Origin of the sequence: Streptococcus sp. X13SY08 (assembly GCF_001182825.2) — a bacterium.
Taxonomy (GTDB): domain Bacteria; phylum Bacillota; class Bacilli; order Lactobacillales; family Streptococcaceae; genus Streptococcus.
Map to the genome: position 1 here is coordinate 1 of NZ_LFYO02000002.1, position 12,626 is coordinate 12,626.

The following is a 12,626-nucleotide window of genomic DNA, read 5'->3' on the forward strand; positions in this document are numbered from 1 at the left end:
TCAGCTGGGAGAGCATCTGCCTTACAAGCAGAGGGTCAGCGGTTCGATCCCGTTAACTCCCATTTAAGCGGGTGTAGTTTAGTGGTAAAACTACAGCCTTCCAAGCTGTTGTCGCGAGTTCGATTCTCGTCACCCGCTTTGAACAGGTAACTGTTCATTACCAAATAGAAGAGTTTGGGCGCGTAGCTCAGTTAAAAAAATAAACTCAAGAAATTGAGTTTATTTTTTTATATTTATCCGAAACTTATCTGAGATGAATAAAAAGAGCGTACTTAAAAGGAGTAGAAAATGGTTGTACATGTTTTGTATACTATAAAAATGTAATCAAACTTTTGACAATCAAAAAAACTCTATTAGTTAGGCGAGAGGGATTCTCAGGTAATTTAATAGAGTTTTATCATTTTTATTTTTTATTTCGGAGATTGAAGAGTAGATTCTGAGCAGTTTCTAGGTTGCTATGCTTTTCTTGGCGCAATTGAGTAGCGATGATATCAATCTCATTTCCGGTTGCTCCTGCAAGCATGGCAAGTGATTTGGCGTGAAGCTTCATGTGTCCTTGTTGAATACCTGTGGTGACAAGTGCACGTAGGGCAGCAAAATTTTGTGATAGACCGCAGGAAGCGATGATAGAGGCTAATTCTTTAGAACTTGGATGCCCCAAAATATCAAATACGACTTGGACTTTTGGGTTGAGCCCGATAGAACCACCAACCGTCGCAACAGGTAGAGGGAGGGTCAGGCTACCTACTAGGGCATCTTCCTCAATTGTCCATGTGGATAAGCCACGATAGTGGTCCTTCTGACAAGCCCAGGCGTGGCTTCCCGCTTCAGTGGCACGCCAGTCATTTCCCGTGGCTAGTAAAACAGCGTCAATACCATTGAAAATCCCTTTGTTGTGGGTAGTAGCTCGGTATGGATCCACTTGAGCTAGCTGGCTAGCTAGACTTATTTTTTGTGCAATTTCTTTTGCTAGATCTTGTTTGATGTTTAACGTTGAAATGGAAACCTGACAACTTGCTGTCACCAGTGACTCTGTAGCATAGTTGGATAAAATAGCCATGAGGCTCTGTCCTTGGCTGAGTTCCTCCAGCGGCTCCTTGATGGCTTCCAGCATATTATTGAGCATGTTGGCGCCCATTGCTTCCTGAACATCCACATGAAGATAGACGATGAGAAATTCACCTTTTTCTTCAACTGTTAGATCTTGTGCACCACCTCCACGTTTAAGGATAGAAGGGTGTGCGGCATTTGCCATTTCTAAAAGCTCCGCTTTTTTTTGTGAAATAGAGAAGCAGGCGGCACTTGTATCTGCCACATCATAGAGTGCTACCTGGCCAATCATAAGACGGTTGTGAACGGTAGTGATGAACCCACCAGATTTAGCAATGATTTTGGCACCTAGTGATGCTGCTGCAACAACAGAAGGTTCTTCTGTCACCATGGGGACACTGTAGTGCATGTTATCAACGACAATGTCTGGGAGGACAGAAAATGGGAGAGCAAAAGTCCCTAGATGGTTTTCTACCATTTTTCCAGCAATCGTTTCGGGGAGATTGGTATCTGTTTTGATTATTTCTTGACTTTCGAGTGAAATTTGTCGTGCATTGCTCAGAATGTCAATCCGTTCCTGGCGTGTTTTTTTATAAAATCCTGAAAAATCTACCATGTGATATCCTTTTTCTATTGGGTGTCAAGAAAGTCCAGCAAGAAATCCGGACTTTTTTTCTTTATTTTTTACGATAGATGCGCTTGTGTTCTTCAATTTTTTCAAGGGCAAATGGGGTCTCGTCCACAAAGTGGATTGAATTACCCTGATCATCTAATTGGATTTTTTCAAAGAAGATAGCTTCATATTCGAGTACGGAAAGACGAGTACGGCTATCCAATTCTTCCATGCGGTTTGCTTGCAACTGATCTTCGTAGCCTGCTACTAAGCGTCCGCTGAAAATTTCACAAACTGCTCCAGAGCCATAGCTATAAAAGAGAATTTGGTCATTTGCTGTGAGCGCTTTGCTATTTTCCAAAAGGGATAAAAGAGAGAGGAAGATAGAACCAGTGTAGATATTGCCGATGACATGGTTATAAACGATGGCTTCGTTGAAGCGTTCTGTAAGGCGACAGAGAGTTTTGTCGTCGTCAGAAGCGATAGCGCGCAATCCTTTCAAGCCCTGTTTGGCGAAAGGGATGTGCAAACACATGGCTGCAAAATCGCGGAGATATTTGCCTGTGCGACGGGTATATTCAGCAAAAGTTGTGGTTAGGCAGTCAGTGTATTGTTCAGTTGAGAATTTTCCATCCACCTGTGGGAAACGGCTGTAGTTTGGACGCCAGAAATCCATGATGTCACGGGTTTGGCAGACATTATCACTTTCCAAAACAAGGATGCGAGGATTTGCAGTCACTAGCATAGCAACGGCTCCAGCTCCTTGAGTCGGCTCACCGACAGAAGCAATCCCATATTTGGCGATATCACTGGCAATTACCAAGACTTTGGAGTTTGGAAATCGAGCAATATGACTTTTAGCAAGACTGAGTCCTGCTGTCGCACCATAACAAGCTTCTTTGATTTCAATAGACCGGGCAAAGGGATTGATGCTTAAGAGTCCATGAATGAAAACTGCTGCAGCTTTACTTTGGTCAATGCTCGATTCAGTACCTACGATGACCATATCAATACTAGATTTATCTTCCTCAGAGAGGATAGCATCCGCTGCTTGCGCTCCCAGTGTGACAATATCTTGTGTGACTGGTGAGACTGCCATTTGGCTCTGAAGAAGGCCAATTTTGTATTTATTTGGGTCAATAGATCGTGCTTCTGCTAAATCTGCCAAATCTAAAACATAGTTAGGAGCGGCAAAACCGATTTTATCAATACCAATTTTCATAATAATTCCTTTTTATGCATTTGAGATGATAAGAGAAATTCCCTGACCGCCACCAATACATAGTGAGCAAAGTCCAAGATTTCCTTGTCTTTTTTTCAATTCATGAATGAGAGTAACCAAGATACGAGTACCGCTAGCGCCGATAGGATGACCAAGGGCAATCGCTCCGCCATTGACATTAACTTTTTCCTTATTCAAGTTCAGTTCCTGAATAACAGGAACTGACTGGGCGGCGAAAGCTTCGTTTAACTCAAATAAGTCAATATCTGCGACGCTTTTATTCAATTTTGCTAGCACTTTTTTGCTGGCTTCAATGGGTCCTAGTCCCATGTAGGCTGGATCAAGTCCGCTGGTAGCATAAGCCTCGATATAGGCTAGTGGCGTGAGTCCAAGCTCTTCAACTTTTTCTTGTGAAGCTAGGATGACAACTGCGCAACCATCATTGATCCCAGAGGCATTTCCAGCGGTGACAGTTCCGTCTTTCTTGAAGGCAGTCCGTAACATACTCAGTTTTTCAAGACTGGTAGCACGCGGATATTCATCTGTGTCGAAAGTAAGTTCTTTGCGCCCTCTTTTGATAGTCAGGGGAGTAATTTCGTCCTTGAATCGACCTTGTGAGATAGCTTTTGCTGCTTTTTCTTGGCTTTCCAGAGCGAACTGGTCCTGTTCTACACGCGTCAATTGGTAACGCTCTGCGATATTTTCAGCGGTTATTCCCATATGTTGTCCGTCGAAAGCGTCCGTCAGACCATCTGTCAAAATGGAATCTTCTAAGCTGATGTTCCCTAGTTTACTGCCAAATCGACTTGTCTTAGATAGATAAGGAGCCTGACTCATGACTTCAATACCACCTGCGATGACGATATCTTGATCTCCGAGGAGGATGGATTGAGCAGCAAGAAGGACAGATTTGAGTCCAGAACCACAGACTTTAGTGACTGAAAAAGCAGAAGTTGTTTCTGGCAGCCCAGCCTTGATAGCAATTTGTCGAGCGATATTTTGCCCCTGTCCAGCTGATAAAACATTCCCGAAGATAACTTCGTCAATTTGATTTGCTGCAAGTCCTGATTTTTCGAGAGCTGAGCGGGTAATGCTTGCACCTAAATCAGCTAAGGGCATATCAGATAATGAGCCGCCAAAACTGCCAATAGCAGAACGAGTTGCGGTCACAATGGCTACTTTTTTCATGGTCACTCCCAATTCTTAGACACTCATATTCCTGTTTTCAACCTTACCATTATACCATTTTTAGTGAAAAATGATAGAAATTCTTATCCGTCTAGCGACTGATTTTATAGGAAAAATATATGTAAGCGTAAACAGTTAGGGGAAGAGCTAGATTTTTTGATGAATTTTGGTAAAATAGAATATGTAAGATAAAATAAAGAGGAGAATTTTACACATGGTAAAATTAGTTTTTGCTCGCCACGGTGAGTCAGAATGGAACAAAGCGAACCTTTTCACTGGTTGGGCAGACGTTGATTTGTCAGAAAAAGGAACTCAACAAGCAATTGACGCTGGTAAATTGATCAAAGAAGCTGGCATCGAATTCGATCTTGCTTTCACATCAGTATTGACACGTGCTATCAAAACAACTAACTTGGTTCTTGAAAACTGTGACCAATTGTGGGTGCCAACTGAAAAATCTTGGCTTTTAAACGAGCGTCACTACGGTGCTTTGACTGGTAAAAATAAAGCAGAAGCTGCTGAACAATTTGGTGATGAGCAAGTACACATCTGGCGTCGTTCATACGATGTGTTGCCACCAGCTATGGACAAAGATGATCAATACTCAGCACACAACGATCGTCGTTACGCTGATCTTGATCCATCACTCATCCCTGACGCTGAAAACTTGAAAGTAACGCTTGAGCGTGCGATGCCTTACTGGGAAGAAAAAATCGCTCCAGCTCTTCTTGAAGGTAAAAATGTTTTCGTAGGTGCACACGGTAACTCAATCCGCGCCCTTGTAAAACATATCAAAGGTCTTTCAGACGACGAGATCATGGACGTAGAAATTCCAAACTTCCCACCACTTGTATTCGAGTTGGACGAAGAACTTAAGATTGAAAAAGAATACTACCTCGGTGGTGAATAATCTGATTAGGAACTAGCTTGTGCTGGTTCTTTTTTATGACAAATGTCATCTGATATGGTGACAAAGCCCCCTAGCATAGCTAGAGGGCTTTTCTTATACTATGAAGTATAGGAGGAGGTTCACTATGTTACGAGTAGAGAGCATATCAAAAATTATCAAGAATAAGCAGATTCTTCAGCCTATGTCTTTTGTGATAGAAGATGGGGGACGTTTAGCCTTAATTGGGCAAAATGGTGCTGGTAAAACAAGTTTGTTCAATTGTCTTTTGGGAGATTGGAAGGTCACTACGGGTCAGCTTTTAATAGATAGTCACGAACCAAAGTATTTAGGTAATAAAATGAAGATTGCCGTATTGAAACAAGAAAATCGAGTACCGGAAGGTCTGAAAGCGAAGGAACTGATTGCATTTTTCCAATCTATCTACAAAGATCATCTATCAGATCAAGAAATCAAGGACTTATTAGTATTTTCAGATAGTCAGTATCAGCAATTAGCAGAGAAATTATCCGGTGGGCAAAAACGTCTTTTGGCATTTGTCTTATGTCTGATTGGAAAACCCAAATTACTCTTTTTGGATGAGCCGACAGCGGGGATGGATACCAGTACTCGCAAACGGTTTTGGGAAATTGTACAAGATCTAAAATCGAAAAGTGTGACCATTATTTACTCTAGCCATTATATAGAGGAAGTGGAGCATACGGCGGATCGGATTTTGGTCTTGCACCAAGGACGGCTCTTGTAGGATACAACGCCAATACTTATGCGACGTCAGGAAGCTGTCAAGGAAGTGATGGTGCCGCTGGACTATGAGAGCTTAGTGAGGGCACTACCATCTGTAGAAAAAATTGTTCGACAAGGTGATGTGATTCGTTTTGAAACGCATGAGATAGAAGGTGTATGGACAGCCTTGTCAACAGCAGGTTGCAGGATTGCTGATATGGAATTGCAAAATAAAAAACTTTTAAACACATTATTTGACCATACCAAGGAGGCTGCATTATGACCGCATTATTAAAAATAGAGGCTATTCAAGTGCTACGAAATTGGACCATATTTATCCTCTCCATCGGCATGACAGTAGGATTTTTCTTGCTTTATTCGGGGATGCAAATGGCAGATAATACCAACCAGCAAGCGCTTTTTATCCAGCGTTATCTGCTGACGATGACTTCTTTTTCCATGTCTAGCTTTGCCTTGTTTACCTTTCCGTTTATGCTTCAGTCAGATAAAATCAGTCATTATTTGACCTATATCGAACATTCGCCTGTACCTATTTGGAAATATTATCTGGCCAAAATCATTCGCGTTTTGATCTATTTTATTATTGCTATTAGCGTAACTTTTACGGTTGGAATTCTATTTCGAGGCGTGTCCATGAGCTTGGATCGGTGGTTCATGTCTATTCTTCTTTTACTGATGACGAGCTTGGTATTTTTGGCTATGGGACTATTGCTGGCTCAGATTCCGTCTTCACAAATTCTGTCCATCGCTGCCAATATTCTCTTTTTTGCTTTGGCTATTTTGGGTGGCTCTTGGATACCTATTTCCGTCTTTCCTGACTGGATGCAGGTCATTTCCAAAATAACACCTACCTACCATGCTAATCAGGTAGTAACGACATTTGCAGAAAAAGGAGAGCTACTAGGTAAGAGCTTGCTCATTGTCTTTGCTTATGCCATAATAATAGGAGTAGTTGCTCTTGTCGTGAAAGAAAAAAGTGAGGTCAAATGATGTTGAAGAAAATCCAGTGGCAGCATCCTCTGTTCTATGTCCCCTTGGTCTTTATTGCTTTTCCCGTTTTAGGAATCTTTTACTTTGACTATCCCCAGTGGACGATTGGGCTGACTAGCCTATTCATCTTTTCCTATCTCTATCTGATTCACATGCCCCAGACTTGGCTAACTAATATTCTTTGGACTGTCATGATCGGCTACATTTTTTATATGACCATCTATGTCAATGGCGGCATGATGTGGTTTATCTTCTATCTTGCTAATCTCTTGACCTTTAACTTTGGGGACAAGCTGCGCTCCTATCGTTTTTTGTCTTACTTGGTGTTGATACTTGCTGTTATGACGATGGGAGTCATCTATGGAAGCAATATGGGTTCGCGGTTGATGGCGATTTTGTTACCAATTATTTGCCTATCCATGCAATTTTACTGGACAAAGGATCTGGAAGTAGAGCGCCAACAGAAGGAATTGGTTGAAAAAAATCGGTCCATCAATTTACTTTTGGCAGAAAATGAACGCAATCGGATTGGACAGGATTTGCATGATACGCTGGGCCATGTCTTTGCCATGCTGACCATCAAGGCAGAATTGACTCAGGCTCTTTTAGAAAATGAGGATGTGGGAGCTGCCCAGCAAGAAGTTACTGATTTGCAGTCTATTTCTAAAAAAGCTATGGGAGATGTACGAGCTATGGTCCAATCTCTCAAACGGCATTCCCTCGCAGAGGAAATCATGATTTTAGATAATATGCTGGAGTTAGCAGGGGTAGAATTGACGGTGACAGGTCAGGAAATAGCAGAGCGATTAGCAGATACGGTGCAAGGAACTTTACCTATGGTTCTGCGAGAATTAGCTACCAATCTCATCAAGCATAGTCAGGCATCAAACTGTTCCTTGCAGTTTGAGCAAGTGGGAGCCACCTTAGTTATCCATTATAAGGATGACGGCTGTGGTTTTAAAGAGCAAAAACCGTCTGATTTACATACCATCAAGGAACGTCTAGTCATCATTCAAGGACAGCTGGAAATGGTATCGCTGAAGGCGCCGACTCAAATACGCATCATGGTTCCCTTCAAGGAGGAAAGTAAATGAAGATTTTAGTTGCGGAAGATCAGAGTATGTTGCGTGATGCTCTTTGTCAATTGTTAGGATTTCAAGAGGAGATTGAGACCGTTTTGCCAGTGGAAAATGGACAAATAGCCATTGACCGTCTTCAGGAGCAAAAGGTAGATATTGCCCTACTGGATATTGAAATGCCAGAAAGAACAGGACTTGATGTTCTAGAATGGATTCGTGATGAAAAATTGCCTATCAAGGTCGTCATTATGACAACATTCAAGCGACTTGGGTATTTTGAACGAGCAGTCAAAGCAGATGTGGATGCTTACGTACTAAAGGACCGCTCTATGGCGGATTTGATGGGAACACTTAAGAAAGTTCAGGCTGGTCAGAAGGACTATTCTCCAGAGCTCATGGACATCATTTTGACAGGAAAATCCCCCTTAACCCATCAGGAAGAATTGATGTTGCAGAAGGTGGCTCTGGGACTTTCCAATAAAGACATAGCAGCTCAACTATTCTTATCAGACGGAACTGTAAGAAATTATATGACGGTAATTTTGCAAAAACTAGGGGATGAAAATCGAACGGCAGCAGTTAAGATTGCACAAGAAAATCAGTGGATATAATCTGAGAAAACTTGAAAAAACTTGAAAAATTTGCTAGACTTTTCTTATGAAACGACTCTATGATGTACAGCAGTTGCTCAAGCGCTATGGGATTTTTGTCTATATGGGCAATCGGCGGCAGAGTATATTGAAGCAGAGCTGGTATTGCGACGTGAACATCGTTTAGAGGAAGAGTATCAGAAGAAAAAGGAGAGTTGATATGCCAACTTTGTATATTTTAATTATAGCCATTATGATTCTACTTGGCTGGATGGGCTATAATTATTGGCGCTTGAAGCGTGCAGCAACCTTGCTAGAAAATGCAGAATTTGCTGCGAAAATCCCACAAGGTCAATTGGTTGATTTGCGGACGCCAGATGAATTTCGCCGTAAACATATCTTGGGAGCACGGAATATTCCCTATGAGCAGCTCAAACAAAGTTTGGGTGCCCTTCGTAAGGATAAACCCATCTTAATCTATGAGAATGACCGTGGACAACGTGTGACACCCGCTGCTATCTATCTCAAAAAACAAGGGTACAAGGATATTTATATTCTTAGTTATGGTCTCAATGACTGGGATGGAAAAGTGAAAGCTGGATAAAAAAATCAGACTGCTATAAGTCTGATTTTTTTGTTTTAATTTGAATTAGTTACGAGTGAGGTTGACGCCAAGATCGGTGGGTTGAACAGAAGGAATTTCTTCAGCCGTTGGGGCAACAAAGGCAATAGGTGTGAGGGTATCATTTTCAATTTTAAACCCAACATAGGCAACAAATCCAGTTCCCCCAAGACCAGTAATCCCAGGTTGAATGGCATCGATTAGTCCATCATAATCATCGATACGATAAATGTTCGGAGCTACTGCAACAATCGTCTTAATTTGCGCTTGAGATTCTTTAATTTCATCCACACCATCAAAAATAAAATGCGCAGTAGTTGAGACAGCACCATCTGCAGAAATTGTGATGGAAACATCTTTTGCTTGCAAACTTTCTCCGCTAAAAGTTCCGACAAGTTCAGCTGGCATGAGTTGATTTATTGCAGTGGAAGCCTCTGTTGAGCTAGATTCTGTGGTAGTTGTTTCACTTTGATTCAGAAGTAGAGGTTGTTTGGCTAGTAGTTGAGGGACTTCTTTGTTTGTCAGTTTTTCCTTGACAAGCAGAAAGCAGAATGGCGGCAGAAACAAGACTGACAAGAGATAGTCCGATAGTGAGAGAACGATGTTTCATGAGGTAAACTCCTTTTTTATTATCTTAAGGATAGTATAAACTTAAACATTACATAAAACAAGTGCTTTGTGTAATAATTGTAATATTTTTGTAACACTTGATTGATATAGCTATTTCAGATTCTGTCAAATCCAAGAAACTGTGTTATAATGTTTCCTATGAGAATTGTTTCTGGAAACTACGGGGGACGCCCCCTTAAAACTTTGGATGGTCAGACGACAAGACCCACATCTGATAAGGTGCGTGGTGCCATGTTTAATATGATTGGTCCCTACTTTGAAGGCGGGCGAGTGCTGGATTTATACGCTGGTAGTGGTGGGCTGTCCATTGAAGCAGTATCGCGTGGGATGGATGCTGCTGTTCTGGTTGAACGTGATCGTAGAGCGCAAGCCATTGTCCAAGAAAATATCCAGATGACCAAGGAAAGTCAGAAGTTTCAACTCTTGAAAATGGAGGCAGCGCGGGCTTTAGAGCAACTATCGGGAACCTTTGATTTGGTCTTTCTTGATCCGCCCTATGCCAAGGAGACCATTGTGGAGACGGTGACACAACTTTGTCAGCGCCAGCTTTTGTCAGAAGCGGTCATGGTAGTCTGTGAGACGGATAAAACTGTGGACTTGCCTGAAGAAATCGCTGATTTGGGGATTTGGAAGCAAAAAATTTATGGAATTAGCAAGGTGACAGTATATGTCAGATAAAATTGGATTGTTTACGGGGTCATTTGATCCTATCACCAAGGGGCATGTAGACTTAATTGAGCGTGCCAGTCGGCTGTTTGACCAGCTTTATGTTGGTATTTTTTTCAATAAAGAAAAGCAGGGCTTTTTTTCCATTGACCTTCGCAAGAAGATGGTAGAGTCTGCTTTAGCTCATTTGGAAAATGTGACGATGATTAAATCTAGCAATGAATTAGCGGTATCTGTGGCAGAAAAATTAAGCGTGACCCACATGGTGCGTGGGCTTCGCAATGAAACAGATTTGGCCTATGAAGTGAACATGGAATTTTTCAACCGTGACTTGTCGCACCAGCTGGAAACCATTTATCTGACAGCTAAACCTGAGCACCGAGAAATTTCGTCTAGTCGGGTGCGAGAGCTCATTTATTTTAAGGCAGATATTGCTTCCTACGTTCCTAAGTCTGTTTATGAAGAGGTAAAATTACGTGAAAAAAAAATAAAAAAATCATTTTAATTGTAGCTGCTGTTTTGGTCAGTCTATTACTATGGGCAGCAGTTCTGATTCCGCTTCCTTACTACGTTGAAAGTCCAGGAGGAGCGTCTGATGTTCGGAGTGTCTTGCGCGTGGATGGTCAGGAAGATAAGGAAGATGGCTCCTATAATTTTGTCTACGTTCAAGTGAAACAAGCATCATCTCTTCAGCTTTTAGTTGCTGCACTTGATCCGCATGCAGATGTTCATACAGCTGAAGAGATGACAGGAGGATCATCTAGCGCGGACTATTTCCGAATTAGCCAGTTTTACATGGAAACATCCCAGAATTTGGCGAAATACGAAGCCTTAACTCTAGCGAATAAAGAAGCCAATATGGATTTCTTTGGGGTCTATGTTCTCAATGTGACGGATGATTCAACTTTTAAAAATGTCCTTCACATCGCAGATACAGTAACAGCTGTTAATGGCAAAAAATTTGAAAGTTCTAAAGAATTGATTGACTATGTTAGCAGCTTGGACTTGGGAAGTGATGTCCAAGTGACTTATATGACCAGTGGTCAGATTATTAAATTAGCTAACGGTAAAAATGGCATTGGGATTTGTCTAGTTGATCATACAGAAGTCCACAGTCCTGTAAATATTGAGTTTCAGACGGGGAATATTGGTGGACCAAGTGCGAGTCTCATGTTTACGTTGTCCATTTACACCCAATTAGCAGACTCTACCCTTCGAGATGGTCGCGTGATTGCAGGGACAGGAACTATCGAAAAAGATGGCTCTGTTGGTGATATTGGTGGAGCGGATAAGAAAGTTTTATCTGCTGCTAAAGCTGGAGCGTCGATTTTCTTTGCCCCAAATAACCCCGTAAGTAAAGAAGTTCTAAAAGAAAATCCAGATGCCAAAACCAACTACGAAGAGGCTTTGGAAGTTGCTAAAAAGGAAAAATTGGATATTACAGTTGTACCTGTGACCAATGTGCAAGAAGCTATTGATTACCTCAAGGAAAGTAAGGGCGAATAATCGTCCTTTTTTCATCAAAGTTAAATGAGAAGTGTCAGAAATTTCTTATCTATGGGTCATCTAAGGAAAAATTAAAAAAAATAGGTTATAATTAAAAAGTTAGAGTAGTTAGAAAAGGAAGTAGAATGAAGAAAGATATTTCTCCAGAAATGTACAATTACAACAAATTTCCTGGACCAAGTTTTGCCTTGGTAGGGGACAAGGTTGTATCTGAAAATATTGAATTGAATCTGGTGGATAATTATCGGGAGGCATTTGACCAGACTGCTTTTGGTCAACGTTTTTCTCAGCTCATGCTTAAATTCGATTATATCGTGGGTGATTGGGGAAATGAACAATTGCGCCTTAAGGGTTTTTACAAGGATGATAAGGCTGTCAAACAAGATACTAAAATTAGCCATTTAGAAGATTATTTGTTGGAATTTTGTAATTTTGGTTGTGCGTACTTTGTCTTAGAAAATCCTAGCCCGCTTGAATTGCCAGAGGAAATTGAAGATCGTCCAGCACGGAAACGAAATCGTAACCGTAACCGCAACAATCGCAAACGCAAGCATAGTGGGACAGAGGCAGAGATACTACCTGTTAAGCCAATGAAAAAAGCTGACTCGACAAGGCCTGACAAGGGGCAAAAACGGGATAAGCGTGGCAAACAGGCAGCCAAAGAAGAACGTCATTTCAAGGTGACAGAGAAGGTAGAAGTGGGCTCTAAACGTCAGAAAAATGAGTCAAACCGTAAATCTAACCGCAGCCGCAACAAGAAGGTCAAAACGCCAGAAGTAAGGGAAATGAAACGCGGATTTGTCATCCGTCAGAAATAGA

At 41.5% G+C, this 12,626-nt stretch carries 14 protein-coding genes, 1 tRNA gene and 2 pseudogenes; 12 read left to right on the plus strand and 5 right to left on the minus strand.

Translation table 11 applies throughout. The features are described from left to right. Window positions 1–67 precede the first annotated feature (67 nt). Window positions 68–138, plus strand: a tRNA-Gly gene (locus AEX56_RS00585). Window positions 139–403: 265 nt separating this feature from the next. On the opposite strand, the gene AEX56_RS00590 is transcribed toward AEX56_RS00585, so the two are convergent. The 3 genes from AEX56_RS00590 to AEX56_RS08330 form a co-directional block, all read right to left on the minus strand. Beyond that, window positions 404–1,666, minus strand: a complete 1,263-nt coding sequence (locus AEX56_RS00590) for a hydroxymethylglutaryl-CoA reductase, degradative (protein WP_049617504.1) — start codon at window positions 1,664–1,666, stop codon at window positions 404–406. Window positions 1,667–1,727: 61 nt separating this feature from the next. After that, window positions 1,728–2,885, minus strand: coding sequence for a hydroxymethylglutaryl-CoA synthase (locus AEX56_RS08325; RefSeq protein WP_049617505.1), 1,158 nt, complete (start codon window positions 2,883–2,885; stop codon window positions 1,728–1,730). A 12-nt stretch (window positions 2,886–2,897) separates the two neighbouring features. Then, window positions 2,898–4,073, minus strand: coding sequence for an acetyl-CoA C-acetyltransferase (locus AEX56_RS08330; protein ID WP_049617506.1), 1,176 nt, complete (start codon window positions 4,071–4,073; stop codon window positions 2,898–2,900). 214 nt (window positions 4,074–4,287) lie between these two features. Between AEX56_RS08330 and AEX56_RS00605 the strand changes: the two genes are divergently transcribed. The 7 genes and pseudogenes from AEX56_RS00605 to AEX56_RS00630 all read left to right on the plus strand — a co-directional run bounded on the left by AEX56_RS00605 (window position 4,288) and on the right by AEX56_RS00630 (window position 8,987). Continuing rightward, window positions 4,288–4,983: a phosphoglycerate mutase gene (locus tag AEX56_RS00605; protein ID WP_049617507.1), complete on the plus strand. Its 696-nt coding sequence runs from the start codon at window positions 4,288–4,290 to the stop codon at window positions 4,981–4,983. Window positions 4,984–5,107: 124 nt separating this feature from the next. Continuing rightward, window positions 5,108–5,986 (plus strand): annotated as a pseudogene (locus AEX56_RS00610) (ABC transporter ATP-binding protein). Next, window positions 5,983–6,714 (plus strand): ABC transporter permease, encoded by a 732-nt coding sequence (locus tag AEX56_RS00615; RefSeq protein WP_049617508.1) that lies wholly within the window; start codon window positions 5,983–5,985, stop codon window positions 6,712–6,714. Before AEX56_RS00610 ends, AEX56_RS00615 begins: the two are co-directional and overlap by 4 nt. Further along, window positions 6,711–7,808, plus strand: coding sequence for a sensor histidine kinase (locus tag AEX56_RS00620; RefSeq protein ID WP_082326127.1), 1,098 nt, complete (start codon window positions 6,711–6,713; stop codon window positions 7,806–7,808). The genes AEX56_RS00615 and AEX56_RS00620 overlap by 4 nt, the downstream gene beginning before the upstream one ends. Next, a complete protein-coding gene (locus AEX56_RS00625) occupies window positions 7,805–8,404 on the plus strand; it encodes a response regulator transcription factor (protein ID WP_049617510.1) in 600 nt (199 codons plus the stop codon). The genes AEX56_RS00620 and AEX56_RS00625 overlap by 4 nt, the downstream gene beginning before the upstream one ends. A gap of 46 nt (window positions 8,405–8,450) precedes the next feature. Then, window positions 8,451–8,602: pseudogene (locus tag AEX56_RS08085) on the plus strand (YqgQ family protein). Window position 8,603: 1 nt separating this feature from the next. Then, window positions 8,604–8,987: a rhodanese-like domain-containing protein gene (locus tag AEX56_RS00630; protein WP_049617511.1), complete on the plus strand. Its 384-nt coding sequence runs from the start codon at window positions 8,604–8,606 to the stop codon at window positions 8,985–8,987. 45 nt (window positions 8,988–9,032) lie between these two features. Here AEX56_RS00630 and AEX56_RS00635 read toward each other — a convergent pair whose 3' ends face one another. Then, window positions 9,033–9,413 (minus strand): hypothetical protein, encoded by a 381-nt coding sequence (locus AEX56_RS00635; protein ID WP_131542145.1) that lies wholly within the window; start codon window positions 9,411–9,413, stop codon window positions 9,033–9,035. A gap of 55 nt (window positions 9,414–9,468) precedes the next feature. Beyond that, window positions 9,469–9,615 carry a hypothetical protein gene (locus AEX56_RS08500; protein WP_160315154.1) on the minus strand — a complete coding sequence of 49 codons (147 nt, stop codon included), beginning with the start codon at window positions 9,613–9,615 and terminating at the stop codon, window positions 9,469–9,471. A gap of 158 nt (window positions 9,616–9,773) precedes the next feature. Here AEX56_RS08500 and rsmD point away from each other — a divergent pair, with 158 nt between their 5' ends. From rsmD to AEX56_RS00655, 4 genes are all read left to right on the plus strand, one after another. Beyond that, window positions 9,774–10,313: a 16S rRNA (guanine(966)-N(2))-methyltransferase RsmD gene (rsmD, locus tag AEX56_RS00640; protein WP_049618199.1), complete on the plus strand. Its 540-nt coding sequence runs from the start codon at window positions 9,774–9,776 to the stop codon at window positions 10,311–10,313. Continuing rightward, window positions 10,303–10,806 carry a pantetheine-phosphate adenylyltransferase gene (gene coaD, locus AEX56_RS00645; RefSeq protein WP_049617513.1) on the plus strand — a complete coding sequence of 168 codons (504 nt, stop codon included), beginning with the start codon at window positions 10,303–10,305 and terminating at the stop codon, window positions 10,804–10,806. The genes rsmD and coaD overlap by 11 nt, the downstream gene beginning before the upstream one ends. Further along, window positions 10,797–11,807, plus strand: a complete 1,011-nt coding sequence (locus AEX56_RS00650; RefSeq protein WP_049617514.1) for a SepM family pheromone-processing serine protease — start codon at window positions 10,797–10,799, stop codon at window positions 11,805–11,807. The genes coaD and AEX56_RS00650 overlap by 10 nt, the downstream gene beginning before the upstream one ends. Window positions 11,808–11,932: 125 nt before the next feature. Then, on the plus strand, window positions 11,933–12,625 hold the full coding sequence (locus AEX56_RS00655) for a YutD family protein (RefSeq protein ID WP_049617515.1): 693 nt from the start codon (window positions 11,933–11,935) through the stop codon (window positions 12,623–12,625). The last annotated feature ends 1 nt before the right edge of the window (window position 12,626 follow it).

Bases quoted from the DNA above. Each gene is read 5' to 3' on its own strand.
- AEX56_RS00590 (WP_049617504.1), bottom strand. From the start codon at position 1,666: ATGGTAGATTTTTCAGGATTTTATAAAAAAACACGCCAGGAACGGATT.
- AEX56_RS08325 (WP_049617505.1), bottom strand. From the start codon at position 2,885: ATGAAAATTGGTATTGATAAAATCGGTTTTGCCGCTCCTAACTATGTT.
- AEX56_RS08330 (WP_049617506.1), bottom strand. From the start codon at position 4,073: ATGAAAAAAGTAGCCATTGTGACCGCAACTCGTTCTGCTATTGGCAGT.
- AEX56_RS00605 (WP_049617507.1), top strand. From the start codon at position 4,288: ATGGTAAAATTAGTTTTTGCTCGCCACGGTGAGTCAGAATGGAACAAA.
- AEX56_RS00615 (WP_049617508.1), top strand. From the start codon at position 5,983: ATGACCGCATTATTAAAAATAGAGGCTATTCAAGTGCTACGAAATTGG.
- AEX56_RS00620 (WP_082326127.1), top strand. From the start codon at position 6,711: ATGATGTTGAAGAAAATCCAGTGGCAGCATCCTCTGTTCTATGTCCCC.
- AEX56_RS00625 (WP_049617510.1), top strand. From the start codon at position 7,805: ATGAAGATTTTAGTTGCGGAAGATCAGAGTATGTTGCGTGATGCTCTT.
- AEX56_RS00630 (WP_049617511.1), top strand. From the start codon at position 8,604: ATGCCAACTTTGTATATTTTAATTATAGCCATTATGATTCTACTTGGC.
- AEX56_RS00635 (WP_131542145.1), bottom strand. From the start codon at position 9,413: ATGCCAGCTGAACTTGTCGGAACTTTTAGCGGAGAAAGTTTGCAAGCA.
- AEX56_RS08500 (WP_160315154.1), bottom strand. From the start codon at position 9,615: ATGAAACATCGTTCTCTCACTATCGGACTATCTCTTGTCAGTCTTGTT.
- rsmD (WP_049618199.1), top strand. From the start codon at position 9,774: ATGAGAATTGTTTCTGGAAACTACGGGGGACGCCCCCTTAAAACTTTG.
- coaD (WP_049617513.1), top strand. From the start codon at position 10,303: ATGTCAGATAAAATTGGATTGTTTACGGGGTCATTTGATCCTATCACC.
- AEX56_RS00655 (WP_049617515.1), top strand. From the start codon at position 11,933: ATGAAGAAAGATATTTCTCCAGAAATGTACAATTACAACAAATTTCCT.